Annotated in this window: 25 protein-coding genes and 1 tRNA gene; 12 read left to right on the top strand and 14 right to left on the bottom strand. The window is 56.8% G+C overall.

Annotation, left to right across the window (positions count from 1 at the left end):
- Positions 1-260: 260 nt before the first annotated feature.
- The gene (locus BVU99_RS12350; RefSeq protein WP_043135713.1) at positions 261-1667 is read left to right on the top strand and encodes a sugar porter family MFS transporter; all 1407 of its coding nucleotides are present in this window, start codon (positions 261-263) and stop codon (positions 1665-1667) included.
- 63 nt (positions 1668-1730) lie between these two features.
- Here BVU99_RS12350 and purK read toward each other — a convergent pair whose 3' ends face one another.
- From purK to ppiB, 4 genes are all read right to left on the bottom strand, one after another.
- Positions 1731-2798, bottom strand: coding sequence for a 5-(carboxyamino)imidazole ribonucleotide synthase (gene purK / locus BVU99_RS12345; RefSeq protein WP_099817507.1), 1068 nt, complete (start codon positions 2796-2798; stop codon positions 1731-1733).
- Entirely contained in the window at positions 2795-3319 is a 525-nt protein-coding gene (gene purE, locus BVU99_RS12340; RefSeq protein WP_099817508.1) for a 5-(carboxyamino)imidazole ribonucleotide mutase, read from the bottom strand. Before purE ends, purK begins: the two co-directional genes overlap by 4 nt.
- 149 nt (positions 3320-3468) lie before the next feature.
- On the bottom strand, positions 3469-4191 hold the full coding sequence (locus BVU99_RS12335) for a UDP-2,3-diacylglucosamine diphosphatase (RefSeq protein WP_060432577.1): 723 nt from the start codon (positions 4189-4191) through the stop codon (positions 3469-3471).
- A 10-nt stretch (positions 4192-4201) separates the two neighbouring features.
- A complete protein-coding gene (gene ppiB, locus BVU99_RS12330) occupies positions 4202-4696 on the bottom strand; it encodes a peptidylprolyl isomerase B (RefSeq protein WP_025301816.1) in 495 nt (164 codons plus the stop codon).
- 308 nt (positions 4697-5004) lie between these two features.
- Here ppiB and cysS point away from each other — a divergent pair, with 308 nt between their 5' ends.
- Positions 5005-6390, top strand: coding sequence for a cysteine--tRNA ligase (gene cysS, locus BVU99_RS12325; RefSeq protein ID WP_033637393.1), 1386 nt, complete (start codon positions 5005-5007; stop codon positions 6388-6390).
- A gap of 61 nt (positions 6391-6451) precedes the next feature.
- On the opposite strand, the gene ybcJ is transcribed toward cysS, so the two are convergent.
- Both ybcJ and folD read right to left on the bottom strand, forming a co-directional pair.
- The gene (gene ybcJ / locus BVU99_RS12320) at positions 6452-6664 is read right to left on the bottom strand and encodes a ribosome-associated protein YbcJ (RefSeq protein WP_033637394.1); all 213 of its coding nucleotides are present in this window, start codon (positions 6662-6664) and stop codon (positions 6452-6454) included.
- 10 nt (positions 6665-6674) lie between these two features.
- On the bottom strand, positions 6675-7541 hold the full coding sequence (gene folD / locus BVU99_RS12315) for a bifunctional methylenetetrahydrofolate dehydrogenase/methenyltetrahydrofolate cyclohydrolase FolD (protein WP_016928798.1): 867 nt from the start codon (positions 7539-7541) through the stop codon (positions 6675-6677).
- 205 nt (positions 7542-7746) lie between these two features.
- On the opposite strand from folD, the gene BVU99_RS12310 reads away from it, so the two are divergent.
- The 5 genes from BVU99_RS12310 (at position 7747) to BVU99_RS25310 (ending at position 9828) form a co-directional block, all read left to right on the top strand.
- Entirely contained in the window at positions 7747-7956 is a 210-nt protein-coding gene (locus BVU99_RS12310; protein ID WP_025301819.1) for a hypothetical protein, read from the top strand.
- Positions 7953-8249 (top strand): hypothetical protein, encoded by a 297-nt coding sequence (locus BVU99_RS12305; protein WP_043135724.1) that lies wholly within the window; start codon positions 7953-7955, stop codon positions 8247-8249. Before BVU99_RS12310 ends, BVU99_RS12305 begins: the two co-directional genes overlap by 4 nt.
- Before the next feature lie 96 nt (positions 8250-8345).
- Positions 8346-8422 (top strand) — tRNA-Arg (locus BVU99_RS12300).
- Positions 8423-9021: 599 nt separating this feature from the next.
- Positions 9022-9615, top strand: coding sequence for a DUF1796 family putative cysteine peptidase (locus tag BVU99_RS12295; RefSeq protein WP_244590502.1), 594 nt, complete (start codon positions 9022-9024; stop codon positions 9613-9615).
- Between the two features lie 9 nt (positions 9616-9624).
- Positions 9625-9828 carry a hypothetical protein gene (locus BVU99_RS25310; protein WP_244590501.1) on the top strand — a complete coding sequence of 68 codons (204 nt, stop codon included), beginning with the start codon at positions 9625-9627 and terminating at the stop codon, positions 9826-9828.
- A 318-nt stretch (positions 9829-10146) separates the two neighbouring features.
- On the opposite strand, the gene BVU99_RS12290 is transcribed toward BVU99_RS25310, so the two are convergent.
- A complete protein-coding gene (locus BVU99_RS12290) occupies positions 10147-10458 on the bottom strand; it encodes a hypothetical protein (RefSeq protein ID WP_099816679.1) in 312 nt (103 codons plus the stop codon).
- 358 nt (positions 10459-10816) lie between these two features.
- Here BVU99_RS12290 and BVU99_RS25115 point away from each other — a divergent pair, with 358 nt between their 5' ends.
- From BVU99_RS25115 to BVU99_RS12275, 4 genes are all read left to right on the top strand, one after another.
- The gene (locus BVU99_RS25115; RefSeq protein ID WP_016928795.1) at positions 10817-10960 is read left to right on the top strand and encodes a hypothetical protein; all 144 of its coding nucleotides are present in this window, start codon (positions 10817-10819) and stop codon (positions 10958-10960) included.
- 125 nt (positions 10961-11085) lie between these two features.
- Complete coding sequence (locus BVU99_RS12285; protein ID WP_099816680.1) at positions 11086-12618, top strand: glycosyltransferase family 39 protein; 1533 nt, start codon at positions 11086-11088, stop codon at positions 12616-12618.
- Positions 12619-12945: 327 nt separating this feature from the next.
- A complete protein-coding gene (locus BVU99_RS12280; protein ID WP_004940045.1) occupies positions 12946-13497 on the top strand; it encodes a flavodoxin family protein in 552 nt (183 codons plus the stop codon).
- Positions 13498-14127: 630 nt separating this feature from the next.
- Positions 14128-15576: a GGDEF domain-containing protein gene (locus tag BVU99_RS12275; protein WP_038628979.1), complete on the top strand. Its 1449-nt coding sequence runs from the start codon at positions 14128-14130 to the stop codon at positions 15574-15576.
- A 6-nt stretch (positions 15577-15582) separates the two neighbouring features.
- Here the strand turns inward: BVU99_RS12275 and BVU99_RS25305 are convergent, their stop codons facing one another.
- Both BVU99_RS25305 and BVU99_RS12270 read right to left on the bottom strand, forming a co-directional pair.
- Positions 15583-15744, bottom strand: coding sequence for a YnfU family zinc-binding protein (locus BVU99_RS25305; protein ID WP_015376921.1), 162 nt, complete (start codon positions 15742-15744; stop codon positions 15583-15585).
- Between the two features lie 81 nt (positions 15745-15825).
- A complete protein-coding gene (locus BVU99_RS12270) occupies positions 15826-16305 on the bottom strand; it encodes a cold shock domain-containing protein (RefSeq protein WP_099816681.1) in 480 nt (159 codons plus the stop codon).
- Positions 16306-16471: 166 nt separating this feature from the next.
- Between BVU99_RS12270 and BVU99_RS12265 the strand changes: the two genes are divergently transcribed.
- Positions 16472-16981 (top strand): VOC family protein, encoded by a 510-nt coding sequence (locus BVU99_RS12265; protein ID WP_043135732.1) that lies wholly within the window; start codon positions 16472-16474, stop codon positions 16979-16981.
- Between the two features lie 36 nt (positions 16982-17017).
- On the opposite strand, the gene BVU99_RS12260 is transcribed toward BVU99_RS12265, so the two are convergent.
- The 5 genes from BVU99_RS12260 to BVU99_RS12240 are packed head-to-tail and all read right to left on the bottom strand — an operon-like array spanning position 17018 to position 21582.
- A complete protein-coding gene (locus BVU99_RS12260; RefSeq protein ID WP_025301825.1) occupies positions 17018-17845 on the bottom strand; it encodes an amino acid ABC transporter ATP-binding protein in 828 nt (275 codons plus the stop codon).
- A 9-nt stretch (positions 17846-17854) separates the two neighbouring features.
- Complete coding sequence (locus BVU99_RS12255) at positions 17855-18742, bottom strand: amino acid ABC transporter permease (RefSeq protein ID WP_019454099.1); 888 nt, start codon at positions 18740-18742, stop codon at positions 17855-17857.
- Between the two features lie 30 nt (positions 18743-18772).
- Complete coding sequence (locus BVU99_RS12250) at positions 18773-19300, bottom strand: GNAT family N-acetyltransferase (protein WP_043135734.1); 528 nt, start codon at positions 19298-19300, stop codon at positions 18773-18775.
- 9 nt (positions 19301-19309) lie between these two features.
- Positions 19310-20230, bottom strand: coding sequence for an ABC transporter substrate-binding protein (locus BVU99_RS12245; protein WP_099816682.1), 921 nt, complete (start codon positions 20228-20230; stop codon positions 19310-19312).
- Between the two features lie 26 nt (positions 20231-20256).
- Entirely contained in the window at positions 20257-21582 is a 1326-nt protein-coding gene (locus BVU99_RS12240) for an LLM class flavin-dependent oxidoreductase (protein WP_049295155.1), read from the bottom strand.
- Positions 21583-21746: the final 164 nt, after the last annotated feature.

Genomic DNA, 21746 nt, shown 5'->3' with positions numbered 1-21746 from the left:
TGAAATCGATTACATTTATGTTGTGTCAATACGGCTACCTTTGATAATCGGTGCAACGGATATCAGGTCGGTTTCGCCTATTTTATGCATTAATTTATAAGGTTATGCATAAATTAAGCGACTTTATCCACCTTGAAAAACAGCATATCCATTTTTAATGGAATGTAACCGTTTTCACTAATGTAATCGCACTCACTTATCTTAGACGCATTGCCTCCTATCATGTCGCACACTGATGACCGTTTTCTCCTGGAGGCTGTATGAGCGATACCGTCAAAGTGACACCGGCGGAGAAAAGCCCGACTCATGTCGGCATGACTTTTTTCGTCTGTTTTTTAGCCGCCTTGGCCGGCCTGCTGTTCGGTCTTGATATCGGCGTGATCGCCGGCGCCCTGCCGTTTATTACCGAGACTTTTCAGATCACCAGCTCTCAGCAGGAGTGGGTGGTCAGCTCAATGATGTTTGGCGCCGCCGTCGGCGCTATCGGCAGCGGCTGGATGAACTTCCGGCTGGGGCGCAAATACAGTTTGATGATCGGCGCTATCCTCTTCGTGGCGGGATCGCTGTGTTCTGCGTTCGCCCCCAACGTGGAGGTGTTGATCGTTTCACGTATTCTGCTGGGATTGGCGGTGGGGATCGCTTCTTATACCGCGCCGATTTATCTTTCTGAAATCGCGCCGGAGAAAATCCGCGGCAGCATGATCTCGATGTATCAATTGATGATCACCATCGGTATTCTGGCCGCTTACCTGTCTGATACGGCATTCAGCTATACCGGTGCCTGGCGCTGGATGTTGGGCGTCATCACCATCCCGGCCGGGCTGTTGTTGGTCGGCGTGTTCTTTTTACCTGACAGCCCGCGGTGGTTGGCCTCGCGCAATCGTCATGAGCAGGCGCGTCAGGTGTTGGAGAAGCTGCGCGACAGTAGTGCCCAGGCGCAGTATGAACTGAATGAAATTCGTGAAAGCCTCAAACTGAAGCAAAGCGGTTGGGCATTGTTCAAAGGCAATAAAAATTTCCGCCGCGCGGTTTTCCTTGGCATTCTTCTTCAGGTGATGCAGCAGTTCACCGGGATGAACGTCACCATGTATTACGCGCCGAAGATTTTCGGTCTGGCGGGCTTCGCCAGTACGGAACAGCAGATGTGGGGCACGGTGATCGTCGGTCTGGTCAACGTGCTGGCCACCTTTATCGCTATTGGGCTGGTAGACCGCTGGGGCCGCAAGCCCACTTTGATCCTTGGGTTTATCGTGATGGCCGTCGGCATGGGGGCGCTGGGAACCATGATGAACATCGGCATGAACTCGGCGGCGGAGCAATATTTCGCCATCGTCATGCTGCTGATGTTTATCGTCGGCTTTGCCATGAGCGCCGGCCCGCTGATTTGGGTGCTGTGCTCAGAGATCCAGCCATTGAAAGGCCGCGATTTCGGCATCACCTGTTCCACCGCCACTAACTGGATCGCCAATATGATCGTGGGGGCGACATTCCTGACCATGCTGAATTCGTTGGGTAGCGCTCACACCTTTTGGGTCTATGCGGGGCTTAACGTGCTGTTTGTTTTCATCACGCTGGCGCTGATCCCGGAAACGAAAAATATTTCTCTGGAACATATTGAACGCAATCTGATGGCCGGCAAACCGTTGCGCAACATCGGCTCGCGTTGATCTTTGCGGCAAAAAAAAGGTTCAGCCTGGGCTGAACCTTCTTCTTTTCGGCGGTATAAACCGTTAAGCCAGCTTCTGCTGTGCCCAGGCCAGCCCGCTTTGGTATTCACCCGGCAGTAGCGGTGCCAGCGCCTGCAGCGCCTGGCGCAGATCGGCGGCGCTCGGGTCGTTCAGATTGAGGTGGCCGACCTTGCGGCCCGGGCGCACCTCTTTCTCATACCAGTGCAGATGCACCAGCGGCAGCGACAGCCACTGTTCGTTGACGGCGGTGCCGATCAGGTTGACCATCACAGACGGCGTGCTCACCACCGGCTGCGGCAGCGGCAGGCCGAGAATCGCGCGCAGGTGCAGTTCGAACTGGCTGATGGACGCGCCGTTTTGCGTCCAGTGGCCGCTGTTGTGCACGCGCGGCGCCAGTTCGTTGATCAGCAGCCGATCGCCGACGATAAAGCACTCCATCGCCATCACGCCGACGTAGTTCAGCTCGTTCAGGATCGCCGCCAGCATCTGCTCGGCCTGTTGCTGCAGTGCCGGGTTGGGCTGCGGCAGCGCCACGCTGGTGCGCAGGATGCCGTCTTCATGCAGGTTGTGGGTCAGCGGGTAGAATACCGAACGGCCGTTGTGGCCGCGCGCGCCCACCAGCGACACTTCGCCGGAGAAATGGATGCCTTGCTCGACGATGCACTCGCCATAGGCGTCGGCCGGCAGTTCGGCTTCCTGGCCCGGGCGCAAGCGCCATTGGCCGCGGCCGTCATAGCCGCCGACCCGGCGTTTGACGATCGCCAGCTCGCCCAGCGCAGCGAACACCTGCGGCCATTCGGCGGCGCTCGCCAGCAGCTGCCACGGCGCGGTCGCCAGGCCGAGCTGGTCGAGCAGCTGTTTTTGCGTCAGGCGATCCGCCAGACGCGGGAAGATGTCACGGTTGACGAAGGCGCTGTGGGTCGCCAGCTCGCGCGTCAGCGCGGTTTCTGGCCAGCGTTCGATCTCGGCGGTAATGACGCTGTTCTGATACGGCACCGCTTCAGGTTCGGCATCGATGCCGACAGGGTAGACGGCGATGCCCAGCGGTTCGCCGGCCTGGCGCAGCATGCGCCCCAGTTGGCCGTTGCCCAGTACGCAAACCGGCTTCATGCGTCCTCCCGCGGATCGGAGTGGTTCAAGACGTCTTCGGTCTGCGCCTGACGCCAGTCCGCCAAACGCTGCGCCAGCGCGGCGTCGTGCAGCGCCAGGATCTGCATCGCCAGCAGCCCGGCGTTGGCGGCGCCGGCTTTGCCGATCGCCAGCGTGCCCACCGGAATGCCGCGCGGCATCTGTACGATGGAGTACAGGCTGTCTACGCCGCTCAGCGCGGCGCTTTGCACCGGCACACCCAGCACCGGCACCAGGGTTTTCGCCGCCAGCATGCCCGGCAGGTGCGCCGCACCGCCGGCGCCGGCGATGATCACGTCAAAGCCGTTGGCGGCAGCCTGCTCGGCGAAGCTGAACAGCTTGTCCGGCGTGCGGTGAGCGGAAACGACTTCGACATGGAAGGGGACATCGAGCTGGGTCAGGACTTCGGCGGCGAACTGCATGGTGGCCCAGTCACTTTTCGATCCCATTACAATTGCGATTTTAGCCCCGGTATTGGCGGCTGAAGCGGCGTTGGCTCCCATGGGTGTAAGGCTCCTGTGATTTTTCTGGCGTCGGCTGAGGGCCGAATGAGGGCGTAGAGCATACCATGAGCGCACGGCGAGGAAAACGGTTGCGTCGCCGGTTTTCACCGTCGAAAGCGCGAATTTTTACTCGCGCGCCAGTGCGGAATTCAGAATGGGAATGAGATCAGCTCGACGGCGTCGGCGCTGACTTTGATCATCGATCCTTCGACGTGCCAGGCACCCAGCACCGCGCGATGGGCTTCGCCGTTGCTCAATGCCAGCCGATGCACCGCCGGGCGATGGGTATGGCCGTGGATCATCCAGTGCACGTCGTGGCGCAGCATGGTTTGCTCGACCGCCTGCGGGTTGACGTCCATGATGGCGTCCGACTTGTACTGGTTGGATTGCTGGCTGCGGGCGCGCATCTTGGCGGCGATCTTCAGTCGCCAGCGCAGCGGCATCGCGAGGAACAGTTTTTGAATCAGCGGGTTGTGCACTTTACGGCGGAATTGCTGATAGGCTTGATCGTCAGTGCACAGGGTGTCGCCGTGCAGGATCAGGATCCTGCGGCCGTACAGCTCCAGCACTTTTTCTTCCGGCAGCAGCTGCATGCCGCTGGCGCGGGCGAAGCGTTTGCCGAGCAGAAAATCGCGGTTGCCGTGGATGAAATAGCAGGGCACACCGGCCTGTTGCAGCGCTTTCAGCGCCGCGGCGATCTCCGCGTGCAGCGGCTCGGGATCGTCGTCGCCGATCCAGGCTTCAAACAGGTCGCCGAGGATGTACAGCGCGTCGGCGTGCACCGCTTCGCGCCGTAAAAAACGCAGAAAACCGGCAGTGATTGCCGGTTCCTGTGCGCACAAGTGCAGATCTGCGATGAACAGCGTACTCATGCAGCCGCGATTACTCGCTGACGGTCACGCTGTTGATCACGACGTCTTCTACCGGTACGTCCTGGTGCATGCCGCTGCGGCCGGTTTTCACGCCTTTGATCTTGTTGACCACGTCCATGCCTTCAACCACTTCTGCAAACACGCAGTAGCCCCAACCTTGCGCGTTTTCGCCGCGGAAGTTCAGGAAGTCGTTGTCAGCCACGTTGATGAAGAACTGTGCGGTGGCGGAGTGCGGATCGTTGGTACGTGCCATTGCCAGGGTGCCGATGGTGTTTTTCAGACCGTTGTTGGCTTCGTTCTTGATAGTCGCGTTGGTCGCTTTCTGGTTCATGCCCGGCTCGAAACCGCCGCCCTGGATCATGAAGCCGTTGATCACACGGTGGAAGATGGTGTTGTCGTAGAAACCGGCGCGGCAGTAGTTCAGGAAGTTTTCAACGGTAACCGGCGCTTTGTCAGCAAAGGTCTTGATAACGATATCGCCGTGATTGGTGTGGAAAGTAACCATAGTTTTAATCCTAACAAGGTGAAGTGAGACGTCACGTAAAGCGAGTGAACATTCAGACCGCCCTTATAACATATCCGCCCTAGCGAGTCAGCAGCGGCTCAACCGCGCACTGTCTGTGGTAATTGTGTTTATGTTATATTATAACAATTGCGCTGACCGCCGAATTTTGCGCGTTTTCTTCGCGTGAAGCCAGCAAAGCATGGCCTTAACCTTGCAATAGATCAGGCTTCAGGTTTCAATACGCTACCGGGCGGAAACCTGAAGCCCGGTTATCTTTTTTGTTATCACGCACACCACGGAATCTCCCGATGCTAAAGATTTTTAATACCCTGAGTCGTCAAAAAGAGGAATTCAAACCCATTCATGCCGGGAAAGTGGGCATGTACGTGTGCGGGGTAACCATTTATGACCTGTGTCACATCGGCCACGGTCGTACCTTTGTCGCTTTCGACGTGGTGGCGCGTTACCTGCGCTATCTCGGCTATTCGCTGAACTACGTGCGCAACGTCACCGACGTGGACGACAAAATCATCCGCCGCGCGGCGGAAAATCATGAGACCTGCGACCAGCTGACCGAACGCATGCTGGCGGAAATGCACGCCGACTTCGACGCGCTGCTGATCGATCGTCCGGATCAAGAGCCGCGCGCGACCCAGCATATCGCCGAGATCATCGAGATCACGCAGCGCCTGATCGATCGCGATCACGCCTATGTGGCCAGCAACGGCGACGTGATGTTCTCCATCGACAGCGATCCGCAATACGGGCTGTTGTCGCGCCAGGATCTGGATCAGCTGCAGGCCGGCGCGCGCGTGGAAATCGACGACGTGAAGCGCAACCCGATGGACTTCGTGCTGTGGAAAATGTCCAAGCCGGGCGAGCCGAGCTGGCAGTCGCCGTGGGGGCCGGGCCGTCCGGGCTGGCATATCGAATGCTCCGCCATGAACTGCAAACAGCTGGGCACCCACTTCGACATCCACGGCGGCGGTTCCGATCTGATGTTCCCGCACCACGAGAACGAGATCGCGCAGTCGAGCTGCGCCCACGACGGCCCGTACGTCAATTACTGGATGCACTCCGGCATGGTGATGATCGACAAAGAGAAGATGTCCAAATCGCTGGATAACTTCTTCACCATCCGCGACGTGCTCGGCCATTACGATGCGGAAACGGTGCGTTACTTCCTGATGTCCGGCCACTATCGCAGCCAGCTGAACTACAGCGAAGAGAACCTCAAGCAGGCGCGCACCGCGCTGGAGCGCCTCTATACCGCGCTGCGCGGCACCGATGCCGACGCCGCACCGGCCGGCGGCGAAGCGTTCGAAGCCCGCTTCCGCGAAGCGATGGACGACGACTTCAATACCCCGGAAGCCTACTCGGCGCTGTTCGATCTGGCGCGCGAGGTTAACCGCCTCAAGGGTGAAGACATGGCGGCGGCCAACGGCATGGCGGCGGAACTGCGCAAGCTGGCGAAAGTGCTCGGCCTGCTGCAGCAGGAGCCGGAGCAGTTCCTGCAAGGGGGCGCTCAGGTTGATGACGGCGAAGTAGCGGAGATTGAAGCGCTGATCAAACAGCGTAACGAAGCGCGTGCCGCCAAAGACTGGGCGCTGGCGGATGCCGCTCGCGATCGGTTGAACGAGATGAACATCGTGCTGGAAGACGGCCCGCAGGGCACCACCTGGCGCCGTAAATAATCCGGCCGCAGGGAAAAACAAAAAAGGCGCTGAATTCAGCGCCTTTTTCTATGGCAGCGGATTAGGGTTTAACCATGACCTTGCCGCCGTTGAACTCCACCACCTGATCGGCGACGATCTTGCAGCGCTTGCGGGTTTCGACCTTGCCGTCGACTTTCACCTGCCCTTCAGCGATCACTTCTTTGGCGGCGCCGCCGCTTTCACACCAGCCCTGGAACTTCAGCAGATCGCACAGTTCGACGTGGGGATGATTGTCCAGATTGAAAATTTCCATACTGCCTTACTTATTTAGGTTGAACGTCGTGATATTCCTCGCAGGCCTGCAAGGTATTTTGGATCAGTGTAGCAACGGTCATCGGGCCAACGCCACCCGGCACCGGGGTGATGTAGGCGGCGCGCTCGCTGGCGGCGTCGAAATCGACGTCGCCCACCACTTTACCGCTTTCCAAGCGGTTGATGCCGACGTCCACCACGATGGCGCCCGGTTTGATCCAGTCGCCCGGAATGAAGCCCGGTTTGCCGACCGCCACCACCAGCAGATCGGCGTTCTCGACGTGATGACGCAGATTCTTGGTGAAGCGGTGGGTGACGGTGGTGGTGCAGCCGGCCAGCAGCAGCTCCATGCTCATCGGGCGACCGACGATGTTGGATGCGCCGACCACCACGGCATTCAGGCCGTAGGTATCGATGTTATAACGCTCCAGTAGGGTAACGATGCCGCGCGGCGTGCACGGTCGCAGCTTAGGCGCGCGCTGGCACAGGCGACCGACGTTGTACGGGTGGAAGCCGTCGACGTCTTTGTCCGGGTGGATGCGTTCCAGCACCTTGACGTTATCGATGCCGGCCGGCAGCGGCAGCTGCACCAGAATGCCGTCGATTTCCGCGTCGGCGTTCAGCTGGTCGATTAACGCCAGCAGCTCGGCTTCACTGGTGGCAGCGGGCAGGTCGTAGGAGCGGGAAAGGAAGCCGACTTCATCGCAGGCGCGGCGCTTGCTGGCGACGTAAATTTGCGAAGCCGGATTCTCGCCGACCAACACAACCGCCAGCCCTGGGGCGCGCTTGCCGGCCGCCAGACGTTGTTTCACTTGCTCAGCCACTTCGTTTCTAACCTGCTGCGCAATCGTTTTACCATCAATAATCTTTGCTGACATCAGTGTGGAAATCCATCAATTAAGAAAAGCGGGGATGCCGCTATTCTGGCAGAAGCTGAGCGCGCTGTCAGGCGCAGAATCACCCTCGCCGCCGTTGCCGACGGCGATTTACGCTTTTTTTATATCGGCCTCAGGATCCTCTACGCCATTTTTACCTGCATTTGCATACGCTGGGGCCATACACAGGGCGAAAGAGGGCAGGATCATGAGAGCGATAACCCGGCTTTATCCGTTGCATCATCAACCTGATCAGCAACCGGCGGAGCCTAAACACGTAGGGGAGACGGTGTTCGATTCTTCACGGCATCCGGCGGGCAGTGCGCAACTCACCGCGCTGCATCAGCTCGGCCAGCACCAGGCAGCGCCGTCGTGGCGGGCGCGCCTGAGCGCGCTGTGGCGGAAGCTGTGCGCATGAACGGCAGCGCATGGGGAGGTTGCGCGCTATTGCTGGCTTGGGCGCCGTGGAGCCAGGCATCCTTAAACAGCGCACGCCCTGACTCCGCATTGGGGGAAAGGGGGGAAGCGACCTGCAATATGCAGGTGGTTGAGCATGCCGATTGGGGGGATATTGCCGCAGTGGTACAGTCTACGCGCCTTTGTCTGCGGCGGGGCGGTGGGCGGCAAGAGGCTGAGCGCACACCAGGCGATACCGCGGTCGGCCTGGCGCACCGTAACATAGCGCGGGCGCTGGCGGAAAAAACGCCATAAAGCGCCGTCGCCGCCGTAACGTCATGAAAAGGCATTGACTCGCTAACCTCTGACCGTATAATCGCAACCCGCAACCACAGGTTGCCGCATCTCAATGCGCCCTTAGCTCAGTTGGATAGAGCAACGGCCTTCTAAGCCGTAGGTCATAGGTTCGAATCCTATAGGGCGTGCCATTAAGAATTCTCCTGATGTTTACTACAGTCCATCATAATGCATGCGCTCCTAACACGACTTTGAATGTTTGCTAGTGACGTAGATAGACTCTCCACCATCTTGTTTGCTTCAGATGCTCTTAACATTATCATCTGCTATAACTACGAAGTTGCTTCCTATAGGATCATCATTAGTCGGCCTGAGTTTTTCTGATTAAAATTTGAACGCGCTGTGTGTGTTGTTATCGCAAGTAAGTTGCATTTTTAAGTAAAAAAGACTATAAAAATTAAATGATTTTTGGGATGGATTGAGTTTTAAGATGGTTGAGTTAATGTGTTTGAAGTATAATATCTATATTATGTAAATTTTTATGTTCGGATTTGATTTAAATTTTAATACATCAATGAATGCATCTGAATTTACTTGTTGAGAAAATTGAGTCGGCAGGTAATTACCATATAAATGACTGGTGTGTACCAGATGTTGTGTTTAAGCATTAATTAAAGCTGTAATTAGAACCTGTTTGTAAGTGTATTGGTTGGTTAAAGTAAAGTTTATCAATAACTTGATGTTTATTATGTAAACTATATTGATAGTGCAGTAAAAATGAGGTGTATTGATGAGTAGCGAAGTTATTAAACAATATATAAAAAACAATCTTAAGTCACTGAAGCGAACTGTTGTTAATCTTCATAAAAAATGGAAGTACCGTAATAATTCTAACTCGGAGGTTCTTTGGATTTCAATAGGGGAAAATTGCCTTCCGGATGATATTCTTAGAAGGCACAAAAGGAAATCTTTTAGCTCTGTATTTTCTTCTGGACGATCTAATATTGAATATGCGATTCAGATGGAAAGAGATGGATATAAAAATTTATTGAAAAGAGATTTCTTGAGGTATTTTCCTGATGGGGATAATTCTGTCTTACGTTCGATATTTTATAAGGATTGTGAAGGGCAATATAGTGAAAGGCATATGATTGGGTTTGAATTCACTCATCATGATCCTCTAAAAATTAAAGAGGATGGCCGAGCTTTCAAACGGCGAATATCTCGACAATTAAAATATCGAGGTAAAAAAGATTTTATTTTCTTTTATCATCATAGAGTTACTGAAGAAAGCGATCTTCCTCTTTTGAGAAAGAATTTAAATGATTTCCTCTCTTTTTATAATATTAATAACTGCACTTGTCAAATCGTGCTTTTTTATTAAAATATAATAATGAGAAGTGAAGAAAAACATATCGATTTCACTAACTTTGATACAGGTCTACTTGAGTTTGTATGTCATACTCATGATATGTGGGGTGGGGATGATCCAGAAATATTTTGGGCTAAAGGAGATGATGACCTTTTTACGGAGATATTTAGCGCTGTCGATAACTATAAATTTAAAAAGGGAGTAGGCAAAGCTGTAGAGCATTAATGTCGCGCTTTCATTGCTTATTAGGCAAGCAACATCTGCTTGAGGGAGGATGACTTCGTAAGTAATAATACAATGATTGGTTTATCCGGAATGGGGGGGGCGTTGGTCTACCCCCGATGCATTCGAAGGCAAGGGCTATGCGCTGATAGCGGTCAGCGTCACCACCACCGGCGGTGAAACCGTCACCTACATGCTGAATAAATGTTCCAACTCTAGGGGGAGCCTAGCTGCTGGATTTTAAAAACGGCCACGCTAAGGATAGGTTATTTGATAGAGCAGAAATTAATACACGAAAAAAATTAAAGATCCTGAATTAAATTAAATAATTTTCCCTTCCATCACGTAAAAATCTCCACTCATCGTTGTGTAGTAAGCATAAGAAATGTTTTTTTCGAAATTATCGCAGTGAACAACGGTATTTTTATCGGACTCTTGCCAGGAAATCATGAAATAGCCGTCAGCCAATGAACGCCACTGGAAAGGCACATTCATAATGGTTCCACGAAGTTCTCCGTTTAGAAACTCAACGGTAATGGTGTTTTCACTGGCATGGTAGGCGTTTTTAACTTCGAGACCATTGTCCATCTTGATGGTAAAAGATTGACCGGCATAAGGAAATTTTACAGCCATTGTTGCAACTCCTTTAATGTGTCGTATCTGAAAAGCGGCGGTGAAGCACGCTGCTATCCCGAAACACTCGTGCCTAAGGCGGTTGTGAGGTCAGCCAGCTGAGCGTTAAGCAGCTGGATAGGACCAATAGTAGAGAGGGCGCATCGGTGGAAAAAGGGACCGGCGGGCAATTCACTTTTCTCTTTTTGTTCATAAAGAGGACGGGCGGCTGGTTCCTGTTCACTGCGGGGACAGTGGGGATTTAAGTGACGGGTCTTTGCCAGGCACCGAACGCGGTCACAGGAAACGGCAAGCGGCATTGAACCTTCGTTTAGTTTGTCACGCTACAATAGGCGAAAATTTCCCCATGGAGCCTATCGTGCGCAAATCCAGATTCCTGCTCGTGACCTTGCTGTGCCTGTGCGCCGCCGCCGTGCTGTACGTCATGGCTTACCGGGCGTTGGGGCATTACCTCAGCGATGGCGAGAAAGCCTACCCGGATATCAGCGTTGAAATCCGCTGAGGGCCGTGCGGCGCCGCGGTGATTGCACCGACTTTTTCGCACTGATTTACCCGCCATTTACCCGCCGTCGGCAATGATGACGCTGCGTCTCCACACGGTGTGGTTCTCTTGGGCGGAATGCCGTTATGTCACTGCAGCAGGTATCGAATGTTTCTTTGAGCAACAACGGCTTAAAGGGCATCGGTTACAAACATTACGCGTTGGCGATCGTGGCGTTTTCGGCGATCGTGCGATTTATTTCCTTATCAGATCGGTATTTTTGGTGCGATGAAGCCTCCAGCGTACTGACCAGCCGCTATGACGTGGGCGCTTTGCTGTACCACGCTTCTTTCGATGTTCACCCGCCGCTTTATTACCTGTTGCTGCATGGCTGGATGGCGCTGTTTGGCGACGGCATCATGGCGGCCCGCTCGCTGAGCCTGGTGTTCGGCGTAATGACGGTGGCGCTGGCGATGCGTTTTACCCGTTGGTTGACCAATGAGCGGGCGGCGCTGATAGCGGGGTGGCTGATGGCAATCATGCCGATGGCGGTGCGTTACAGCCAGGAGGCGCGCATGTACGCGCTGATGGGGATGCTGGCGATCGCCGCCGCCATGGTGCTGGCGAAATGGCTGAAAACACCGGATAACCGCCGCTATCTGGCGCTGTATGCGCTGTTGATGACGCTGAGCTTTTATACCCACTACTTCACGATTTTTACGCTGATCGCTCACTGGCTGGTGCTGCTGGCGCTGTCGTGCCGCCGCGAAGGCGTACGTTACATCAAGCAGCCGGCGTGGTGGCTGGCCAATGTGGCGATCGGGGTGGCCTACATTCCCTGGCTGCTGGTGCTGTTCAATCTGCTGGCGCATATCGCCGAGCTGCGGGTCGGCGGCGACGTCGGTTGGATCCCTCAGGTTTCCTGGGGCGATCTGCCGGCGATGTATTGGCGTTTTCTCACTGGGCATGATGGCAGCAATTATCCGACGGTCATTCTCTGGCTGCTGCCGGCGATGTTTATCGCCTTATGTTCATTGCTACTGTGGCGGCGGGAGACGCCGAGAACATTCTCGCTGCTGCTGCTCGGCGGCATTCTGATCCCGGTGACGTTGGTATTCGCCATTTCCTGGCGCTCGCCGCTGTTTGTCGATCGCTATCTCTACTCGGCTGCGCTCGGCATTCCGCTGGTGTTGGGCGTGCTGATCGCCGGCACGAAAAGCCGGGTGCGCGGGATTTCTTTGCTGCTGTTCTTCAGTTTGCTGTTCGGCTGCGGCGTGCGTAACGATTACCCGGTCGAGAAAGATGAGTTCAAAGTGATGGTGCACTACATCAACAGTCTCTATCAGCCTAACGATGCGGTGGTGGTCAGCAACATGTTCAACTACCTGAGCTATGTGTATTACAACAAGCAGGGCTATCGCGCCCTGTTGTATACCCCGGCCAGGCCCAACGGCATTTCGGGCAAGCCCAATGCCTATGGTTTCGGCACCTTTTTCCACGATCGGGCGGCGCAGACTTACGTCGATAATCTCAGCACGTTAGCGAAAGGCCATCGCCGGATCTGGCTGGTCAGCGGCGGCGATTTCAATCAGGACTTCGGCCGTTCGCCGCCCGGGTGGGTCAATACCGGCACCTTCAAGAGCGGCGGCTTTGAGTCGCGCCTGTTCGTGGTGCGTTGAGCAAAATGTCATATTTCCCATTCGGCGTTACATCTGGCCGAGCAAACTTACGCGGGGATGACAGTTCTATACATTGGGATTGGTACTGTAGCTCTACCCGATGATGTTGTGTGTTATCCATTCCCTGTAGTGTATTACCCCATCCCTGTTAAGTTTATCCCGCCTTGTGCGGGATTTTTTTTATCTGCGCATACCCGGCGGTGCGTAACGCGATTTTTTTGAATAACACCGTCAGTTTTATTCGGTATTCAGCCGCTGCGCGCTTGATTAGATTGAACGCGAGAGGGGGCGCCGTCGGTGCCTTTGTGCAATGAGTGGAGAATTTCTATGGCGAAGACAGTAGTGGTGTTTCATTCCGGCTACGGCCATACCGAGCGTTTGGCGAAAGTCGTGGCGGAAGGTGCGGGGGCGGAACTGATCGCCATCGATCAGAACGGTGACATCAGCGACGAAGCCTGGCAGACGTTGGATGAGGCGGACGCCATCATCTTTGGCTCGCCGACCTATATGGGCGGCCCGTCCTGGCAGTTCAAGAAATTCGCCGACGCGAGCTCCAAAGCCTGGTTCGGCCGCAAGTGGCAGGACAAAGTGTTCGGCGGCTTTACCAACAGCGCCAGCCTGAACGGCGACAAGCAGGTCACGTTGATCGCGCTGCAGACGCTGGCTTCGCAACATGGCGGCCTGTGGGTCAGTCTGGGGCTGCTGCCGGCCAACACCAAATCGGCGCAGCGTACCGACGTCAATAACCTGGGCGGTTCGGTGGGGCTGCTGGTGCAGACCCCGGCGGATGCCGGCGTGGATGAGATGCTGTCGGGCGATCTGGCGACCGCCAAGCTCTATGGCCAGCGCGTAGCGGGCTTTGCCGCCAAACTGGCGTAAGGCCTTACCGTGTAGATGGGGTGGCGGTGCGGTTGAACGGATGCCGCGTTCATTTTCTCTGCACAATTGGCGTGTAGGCTGCGAAATGTTATTAGCCTGCTTGGGCTAACACTGCATTTCGTACAAATATTCCCGGTTCCTAGGCCGGGTTTTTTGTTGCTAAGGTCTGCTTAAGCTTTCACCGCTATACTGCGTGGCAACACGGGCATGCAAGGCATGGCCGTGTTGTAACTGTCGATTTGCTGTTGTTCAAGCAAGCCCGCTTCATGCGGGCTTTTTTTGGGTTGTTATTGCACGGGCGGCCCAGTTGCAGGAAAATAATCGCGCAGTTATTCAAACATCATTCAACGACCAATAACCACAAGCTTATTAATGTAATTGACGCCGTCGGCGACCTATTACGCTATGCGCTATGCTGACAGCAGAGTAGCCATTATTTGCTGACGCTACGCGGGTGTGCCCGCCGCAGCCGAACGGGGCTAAGAAAAGTCTGTTAATTAAATGTTAACGTTTTTTATTATTGATTTGTCTGGCTTTTTTGGTTGAAATCCGGGTTGACTATCCCTCACTGGCCGGGCGAGAGAGTATGCACATTATTATTCTGGTTATTAGCAAAATATGGGCAAGGCGATGAACGCCAGAATAAACGCCAGGCATGGCCTGCCGCTAACGGTTCAGCTGATCAATCTTTTCATGCTGGCTTTTTTGCTTTCCCTGGTGGGTATTCTTAGCCGGCCGATTGGCTCGCTTTCCTTATTTTGGCCGGTGAATGCGATTCTGCTCGGTCTGCTGCTGCGCAAACCCATTTACGGCACGCCGCTCGGCTGGCTTACCACCTATCTGGGCATGGTCGCCGCCGATCTCAGCACCGGCGAAGGTTGGTCTCTGGCGCTGTGGCTGAACGCCTGCAACATGTCGCTGATCGCCGTCGGTTACGGCATCATGCTGATGCTGCCACAATCTCAACGGCGCATGGGCAAGCCCCAGGCGATACTCTATATGTTCAGCGCCAGTTTGGCCGGCGCGGCGGTGGCGTCGACGCTGTCGGTGCTGCGTAATGATAGCCTCTATAACAACACGGTGGTGATCGCCTGGCTGGCTTGGTTCAGTGAGCAATTCTCGACGACCTTGCTGCTGTTGCCGGTGCTGATGGCGGCGCCGCGGCTGAAGCAACTGCTGCGCATGCAGGTACGTTGGCGCCTGAAAGGCTGCCTGCCGTTGCTGGCGTTGCTGCTGTCGCTGGCGTTCAGCGTCTATATCGGCGGGCCGGGCGCCATCGCCTTCCCGATCCCGGCGCTGCTGTGGTGCGCGGTACGCTACCCGCTGTTCCCCGTGACGTTGCTGACGTTGTTGACCGGCATGACCGAGATCAGCAGCATTTCTGCCAACCTGGTGCTTTATGAAACGCCGAACAACCACAACGCCTTCCTCGATACCCTGATGTCCGCCCGATTGGGCATCGCCATGCTGGTGATGGGGCCGCTGATCCTCGCCAGCTCCATCGCCGCCAACCGCAAGCTGATGCGACGTCTGGAGCACAGTGCCAACCACGATTTTCTGACCGGGGTGCTGGCGCGCAGCGCGATGACCCGCAAAGCGGGCGAGTTGCTGGAGCATAAACACCGTTCCAAAGAGGCGGTGTCGCTGCTGCTGATCGACATCGATCATTTCAAGCAGATCAACGATACGCACGGCCACAGCGCCGGCGATCAGGTTTTGGCGTCGTTCGCGCACATCGTGCGGCGCGAGCTGCGTCATGATCAGCTGTTCGGCCGCTTGGGCGGGGAAGAGTTTGCTATCATGCTGCCGCGCGCGCTGGCGGCGCAGGGCGTGGCGCTGGGGGAACATTTGCGCCGGCTGGTGGAGCAGACGGAGCTGCAGGCGGAAGGCAAGCAGACGTTGAAAATCACCATCAGCGTCGGCGTTGCCAGCCTGGCGATGAATGAGGTGAAATCGTTGGAACAGCTGATGAATATGGCGGATATCGCGCTGTATCGCGCCAAATCGCAGGGGCGTAATCGGGTGGAGTCGTTCAACGTGATCAACGGCAACAGCGTCGAGCATATCCTGTTCCGTTAACCGTTTTCAGCCTTGCCTGGGCTCGAAGCGGGTTTCGCAATTAGGGCAAATCAGTATCACATCTTGCAGCATTGCTGCGCATTTTTGCCGGGTAACATAGCCGCATTTAGGGCAGACGATTTGGGTGGAGCGGTTGATAAAACCTTTGACGCTGCTGGAATCGGACATATCAATGGCCTGTGTCAGGTGAAAACTCACGCTAACACAGGCAACGACAAATTTCGTTGGTTATTTTCCGTACGCAGATACTTACAGGTTTTTCAGCGCCTTGATGGTTTCATCCATATCGATCTCGTGCTCGGAGAAGGTATGGGTGGTGTTCTGGAAGGTGGTAATGGTCAGCATGCGCAGCGTTTGCATGGTCTGCGCCTGATCTTCGGACTGTGGGCGAATGCGGTTCATCAGCAGGCCGACCGACAGCACGGTGTTCTCTTTATCCACGTCGGCTTTGACCGGCACTTCCTTGGTGAAGGTATTAAAAGACTTGATGCTGGTGATCTTGATTCTTTCATTGGCGATGATGATGTATTTGCTGGGCGCCAACACTTTTACCGCATAAGCCGACGGGCCTTTGGTGTTGTTGGTTGGCTCGAAGGTGACCGCTGCGTTTTTCTTAATCAGCTCCGGGTTCTGCACTTTAATCACGTGAAAATAACGATTTTCTCCGTTCTCGTCGGTAATAAAGCCGAAGCCTTTGTCTTCAAAAAAAGTCGTTATCTTGCCGTTCATCGCTATTCTCACAAAAGGGTTCAATACAGCGCTTATGATAGCGCGGAATGCCTTGCAGCGACAGATTGCGCGGGCGGCATTTAGTCATGCGATAACGGCATTTAGCGGCTTCCTGGCCACATGCTATGTTCATGCTGACTTCATTCAATGCGAAAAAGGAATATCGATGGGCATCAAACGTCTCAATCACGCCGTGCTGTATGTCAGCGATGTGCGGCAGAGCGCCGACTTTTATCATCAGGTCTTGGGCTTCAAGCTGAAGCCGTCCGACAGCCCCGATCGCGCGGTATTTACCCAGGCCGCCGATTCGGAAAACGATCACGATTTGGCGCTGTTCAGCAAGAATCTGGGCCAGCAGCGCGCCGGGGTGTTTCGTGCCAACAACGAGCCGCCGGCGGAGCATGAGCCACCGGCCGGGCTGTACCATCTGGCCTGGGAAGTGGACAGTCTGGAAGAGCTGGAGCGCATTCGTCACCAGTTGGCCGAACGCGGTATTCTCGGGCTGGAAGAGGATCATGGCGTGCACAAAAGCATTTATGGTCACGATCCGGACGGGCTGCTGTTCGAGGTGACCTGGTTTATTCCGCCGGCGTTGCTGACCGACGAGGATAAAAACCAGCAGGGGATCCGCCCGCTGGATTTCGCCGCCGAGAAGCGGCGTTTCGCCGGCCTATAAGCGGCTCAGGTGCGGGGCGCCGCGGCGCCCCGACGATCACAGCACTTTGTTGAGGAAGTTAACGGTGCGCGGATGCTGCGGTTGGGACAGCACCTGCCTGGCGTCGCCCTGTTCGACGATCTGCCCGTCGACCATAAACACCACCCGATCCGCCGCTTCGCGCGCAAAGCCGATTTCATGCGTGACCACCACCAGCGTGACGCCCAGATCCGCCAACCCCTTAATCACGTCCAGCACTTCGCCGACCAGCTCGGGATCGAGCGCGGAGGTCGGTTCATCGAACAGGATCACCTTCGGGTTCAGCGCCAGCGCGCGCGCGATGGCGATGCGTTGTTGTTGGCCGCCGGAGAGGTGGCGCGGGTAGGCATCCGCCTTGTGGCGCAGCCCGACGGTATCCAGCAGCTCATAGGCGACCGCCTTCGCCCGCTCGCGGGAGTGAATTTTGTGCACCACCGGCGCTTCGATGATGTTTTCCAGCACCGTCAGGTGCGGGAACAGGTTGAAATTTTGGAACACATAGCCGACGTTGATGCGCTGCCGGAGGATGGCCTTTTCCTTCAGCTCGTACAGCCGGTTGCCCTTGCGGCGGTAGCCGACGTAGTCGCCGTCGATGCGGATAAAGCCCTCGTCGACGCGCTCCAGGTGGTTGATCGCCCGCAGCAGCGTCGATTTGCCGGAGCCGGAAGGGCCGAGGATCACGGTCACGGTGCCCGGCTGCAGCGTCAGGCTGACGTCGTCCAGCGCCTTGTGTTTGCCGAAGAACTTGCTGACGTTGCTGATTTCGATCAGGCCGCGTGCCGGCACCGGGGTGAGATTGCGTACCGGCTGCTCGGGCAAGGCGTAATAATCAATGGCTTCAGACATGTGGGTCTCCTAACGTTTTAGCCAGCCGGCCAGTTTCTGCCAGGGCGTCGGCGGCAATTCGCGCACCGCGCCCCGGGCGAAATAGCGCTCGATATAGTATTGGATCACCGACAGCGCGGTGGTGATGAACAGGTACCAGACGGTGGCGACCATCAGCAGCGGTATCACCTGCTGGGTGCGGTTATAGATAACCTGAATGGTGTAAAACAGCTCCGGCAGCGCCAGCACGTAAACGATAGAGGTGCCTTTCGCCAGGCTGATGATCTCGTTGAAGCCGGTCGGAATAATGGAGCGCAGTGCCTGCGGCAGAATGATACGGAAGGTGCGACGATAGCCCGGCAGGCCTAGCGCCGCCGCCGCCTCGTGCTGGCCGTAATCCACGCCCAGGATGCCGCCGCGGATGATCTCGGCGGTGTAGGCGGACTGCACCAGCGTCAGGCCCAGCACCGCCACGGCGAACTGGCCGAGAATGTCGATGGTGGGAAAGCTGGCGAACACCACGGAGGTGAAGGGAATGCCCAGCGAGATGGCGTCATACAGATAGGAGAAGTTGTACAGAATGATCAGCACCAGGATCAGCGGCAGAGAGCGAAACAGCCAGATATAGCCCCAGGCCAGCGACGCCAGCAGGTAGGAGCGCGACAGGCGCGCCAGCGCCAACAGGGTGCCGAACAGGATGCTGAACAGCGTACCGAGCAGCGTCAGCAGCAGGGTTTGCCCCAGCCCCGCCAGTACCGCCGGCGCGAAGAACCACTCGGCGAACACGCCCCATTCCCAGCGCGCGTTACCCGCCACCGATTGCACGATGGCGGCCAGAATAAACAGCGAAAACAGCGCGCCGATCAGCCGCAGCGGATAGCGGGCGGGCACCACTTTCAAGACTTCTTGTTTGGACATGTCATGTCTCCCGATACAGATAAAGGGGTCTTAGGCGATTTTCCTTTCCGACGCGCAACAACACGCGTCCTCTGCAATCAGGCTTTTGCGGAACGGCAGGCGGCCATCGTAGGGCGGGCGGCTGTAAACCTCGCTGTCGACGGTGGGATCGAACTGCGGCTGATACCCGTTGTTCAGATACAGGCCCACCGCTTCGGGCTGGCGAAAGCCGGTGGTCAGATAGAGCCGGCGATATCCCTGCGCCAGCGCCAGCGTTTCCAACTGCTGCAACACTCGCTGCGCCAGGCCCTGGCGGCGCAGATCGCCTCGCGTCCAGATGCGCTTCAGCTCGGCGGTCTGTGCGTCATAGCGTTTGAAGGCGCCCATGGCGATCGGCGCACCGGCGCGCAGCAGCACGATGAAGGCCCCTTGCGGCGGCGCGTACAGATCCAGCGCTTCCGGTTCCTGGTCACCAAAATAGTCGCCGTAACGCTGGCGATATTCGCCGAACAGCCCCTCGATCACCGGGGCGATCAGCGGGTCGGTCGGCAGCGTCTGAATGAAAGTGTCTTGCGTCATCGCGCGCTCCTAATCGCCCAGGCCGGGCGGGTTGATTTCCGACTGCGCAAGGCGTTCGACGCTCTCGCCCCAGCGGTTGAGCACCCGATCGTACAGCCCGCCGCGGATCGCGCCGTTCAGCGCTTCGTTCACCGCCTGCACCAGGCCGTTGCCTTTACGGGTGGTGACGGCGATGTGTGCCGCCTTGGGCCAACCGCCTTCCACCGTGCCCGCCAGCCGGGTGCGGCCGTTCAGCGCCGCTTTATAGGCGCCCAGCACGTTCGGCCCGAAGTAGGCGTCGGCGCGGCCGGACTGGATCGCCAGCGTGGCGGCCGCATCGTCGGTCACGTAGATCGGCTGGAAGGGTTTGAGCCCCTGCTGCCGGTTCTGTTTGTCCCACGCCAGCAAAATTGCTTCCTGATTGGTGCCGGAGCCAACGATGATCTTTAATCCGGCGATATCGGCAGGCTGTTTGATCGTCGCGATCTTGCCGCCGGTTTTGACGTAAAAGCCGAGCGAATCGATGCGGTAGGTGGCAAAGTCGAAGCGGGTTTTGCGCTCTTTGGTGACGGTGACGTTGGTGATGGCTGCGTCATATTTGCCGGAAACCACCCCCAGCGGCCAGTCTTCCCACGAGGTTTGCACCACGTTTAATTCAAGCCCCAGGCTGTCGGCCACCAGCTGCGCGATATCCACTTCGCTGCCGATCAGCCGCCGGTTATCGGCGGCGAACAGCGCCAGCGGCGGCGTGTTGAGCGCGGCGATTGCAACGGTGAATTGGCCCGGCTTCACGAAGTGGAAATCGGCCGGCAGTTTGGCGATCGCCTGCGGGTTTTTCGGCGCGTGGATCGGGATTTCATTGGCCTGTAAATCGATGCCGGTGCCCGCCTGCGCGGCGCCGGTCAGGCTCAGCAAGGCCGCCACGAGGGCGGCGGTAACGGTTTTCTGCATAGCGGATATCCCTGAAAACGATCTTATTATTGGGTGAATCTGTTCAACGGGCGCTTCAGGCCCAGGTGCTCGCGCAGCGTATCGCCGTGGTACGCCTGACGGAACAGGCCACGCTGTTGCAGGATGGGTACCACCCGATCGACGAAGTGGCCGAAGGCGTTGGGCGTACCGCCGCTGATGATGAAACCGTCGGCGGCTTCACCGTCGAACCAGCGTTGCAGACCGTCCGCCACCGCTTCCGGCGTGCCGCTGAACACCGGGCGCGGCGAGGCGGCTTCCAGCGCCACCTGGCGCAGCGTGAGGTTACGTTCGCGGGCGTTGCGCTTGATGGCGTCGGTAGTGCTGCGGAAGCTGTTTTGCCCCAGATCGCCGATGTCCGGGAAGGGGGCGTCCAGCGGATGGCGGGAAAAGTCGTAATGTTCGAAGTAGCGGCCAAGATAGTTGAGGGCGTTCTCAATGCTGACCAGGCGGGCGGTCTCCTGGTACTGGCGCTCGACGTCCGCGTCGTCGTCGCCGACGATCACGCTGACGCCCTGGAAGATGCGCAGGTCGTCCGGCTCGCGCCCCTGTTCCACCAGCTGCCGCTTCACGTCCTGATAAAAATCCTGCGCTTGTTCCAGCGTGTCGTGATGGGTGAAGATCGCATCGGCGTGTTGAGCCGCCAGCCGTTTGCCGTCTTCGGAGGCGCCGGCCTGGAACAGGATCGGGCGCCCCTGCGGCGTGCGGCCGATGTTCAGCGGCCCCTGCACCGAGAAGAACTCTCCCTGGTGATTGAGGGTGTGTAGCTTGCCGGTGCGGAAGAATTCGCCGCTAGCCTTGTTGCGCACAAAGGCATCGTCTTCCCAGGAATCCCACAGCCCTTTGGCGACGTCGAGAAATTCGCCGGCGATGCGGTAACGCAGGCTGTGTTCCGGGTGTTCGGCGCGCGAGAAGTTTTTGGCCGAGCCTTCCAGCGGCGACGTCACCACGTTCCAGCCGGCGCGGCCGTTGCTCAGGTGGTCGAGGCTGGCGAACTGGCGGGCGACGGTGAACGGATCGCTGTAAGAGGTGGAAAGGGTGCCTACCAGGCCGATTTTATCGGTGGCGGCGGCCAGCGCGGCCAGCAGGGTGAGCGGTTCGAAACGATTAAGAAAATGCGGAATGGATTTTTCGTTGATATATAACCCATCGGCGACAAACACGAAATCGAATTTCCCCTGTTCGGCTTTTTTCGCCGAGGCGATATTAAATTCGAGGTTGATGCTGGCGTCGGCGGTGGCATCCGGGTGGCGCCAGGCGGACATATTTCCCGATGCGCCGTGCAGAATGGCGCCCAGCCGTAATTGCCGTTGATTATTCGCGTTGTCGCTCATCGTGATTATCCTGTCATGCGCCGCAAAGGCGCGCGGTGTCGATGTGTCCACTATTGATGAGCGGCAACGGGATGTAAAACAACAAAACAGCATATTCAAATGTTGAAAACTGCAAATATCACGGCGAGCGAAAATAATAATCCCCGGCGCGGTATCTGCGGCGT

The sequence above is a fragment of the Serratia sp. OLAL2 genome (genome assembly GCF_002752475.1).
In the GTDB taxonomy this organism is placed as follows: domain Bacteria; phylum Pseudomonadota; class Gammaproteobacteria; order Enterobacterales; family Enterobacteriaceae; genus Serratia; species Serratia bockelmannii.
Note: the sequence above shows the minus strand (reverse complement) of the source record. Positions and strands in the feature narration are given on the sequence as shown.

Coding starts and splice junctions, on each gene's coding strand:
- purK (WP_099817507.1), bottom strand. CDS start 2,798: ATGAAGCCGGTTTGCGTACTGGGCAACGGCCAACTGGGGCGCATGCTG.
- BVU99_RS12265 (WP_043135732.1), top strand. CDS start 16,472: ATGGGCATCAAACGTCTCAATCACGCCGTGCTGTATGTCAGCGATGTG.
- ppiB (WP_025301816.1), bottom strand. CDS start 4,696: ATGGTTACTTTCCACACCAATCACGGCGATATCGTTATCAAGACCTTT.
- BVU99_RS25305 (WP_015376921.1), bottom strand. CDS start 15,744: ATGTCCGATTCCAGCAGCGTCAAAGGTTTTATCAACCGCTCCACCCAA.
- BVU99_RS12275 (WP_038628979.1), top strand. CDS start 14,128: ATGAACGCCAGAATAAACGCCAGGCATGGCCTGCCGCTAACGGTTCAG.
- cysS (WP_033637393.1), top strand. CDS start 5,005: ATGCTAAAGATTTTTAATACCCTGAGTCGTCAAAAAGAGGAATTCAAA.
- BVU99_RS25310 (WP_244590501.1), top strand. CDS start 9,625: ATGAGAAGTGAAGAAAAACATATCGATTTCACTAACTTTGATACAGGT.
- BVU99_RS12350 (WP_043135713.1), top strand. CDS start 261: ATGAGCGATACCGTCAAAGTGACACCGGCGGAGAAAAGCCCGACTCAT.
- BVU99_RS12310 (WP_025301819.1), top strand. CDS start 7,747: ATGAGAGCGATAACCCGGCTTTATCCGTTGCATCATCAACCTGATCAG.
- BVU99_RS12270 (WP_099816681.1), bottom strand. CDS start 16,305: ATGAACGGCAAGATAACGACTTTTTTTGAAGACAAAGGCTTCGGCTTT.
- BVU99_RS12260 (WP_025301825.1), bottom strand. CDS start 17,845: ATGTCTGAAGCCATTGATTATTACGCCTTGCCCGAGCAGCCGGTACGC.
- purE (WP_099817508.1), bottom strand. CDS start 3,319: ATGGGAGCCAACGCCGCTTCAGCCGCCAATACCGGGGCTAAAATCGCA.
- BVU99_RS12295 (WP_244590502.1), top strand. CDS start 9,022: ATGAGTAGCGAAGTTATTAAACAATATATAAAAAACAATCTTAAGTCA.
- BVU99_RS12335 (WP_060432577.1), bottom strand. CDS start 4,191: ATGAGTACGCTGTTCATCGCAGATCTGCACTTGTGCGCACAGGAACCG.
- BVU99_RS12245 (WP_099816682.1), bottom strand. CDS start 20,230: ATGCAGAAAACCGTTACCGCCGCCCTCGTGGCGGCCTTGCTGAGCCTG.
- BVU99_RS12290 (WP_099816679.1), bottom strand. CDS start 10,458: ATGGCTGTAAAATTTCCTTATGCCGGTCAATCTTTTACCATCAAGATG.
- BVU99_RS12240 (WP_049295155.1), bottom strand. CDS start 21,582: ATGAGCGACAACGCGAATAATCAACGGCAATTACGGCTGGGCGCCATT.
- BVU99_RS12305 (WP_043135724.1), top strand. CDS start 7,953: ATGAACGGCAGCGCATGGGGAGGTTGCGCGCTATTGCTGGCTTGGGCG.
- BVU99_RS12250 (WP_043135734.1), bottom strand. CDS start 19,300: ATGACGCAAGACACTTTCATTCAGACGCTGCCGACCGACCCGCTGATC.
- BVU99_RS12255 (WP_019454099.1), bottom strand. CDS start 18,742: ATGTCCAAACAAGAAGTCTTGAAAGTGGTGCCCGCCCGCTATCCGCTG.
- folD (WP_016928798.1), bottom strand. CDS start 7,541: ATGTCAGCAAAGATTATTGATGGTAAAACGATTGCGCAGCAGGTTAGA.
- BVU99_RS12280 (WP_004940045.1), top strand. CDS start 12,946: ATGGCGAAGACAGTAGTGGTGTTTCATTCCGGCTACGGCCATACCGAG.
- BVU99_RS12285 (WP_099816680.1), top strand. CDS start 11,086: ATGTCACTGCAGCAGGTATCGAATGTTTCTTTGAGCAACAACGGCTTA.
- ybcJ (WP_033637394.1), bottom strand. CDS start 6,664: ATGGAAATTTTCAATCTGGACAATCATCCCCACGTCGAACTGTGCGAT.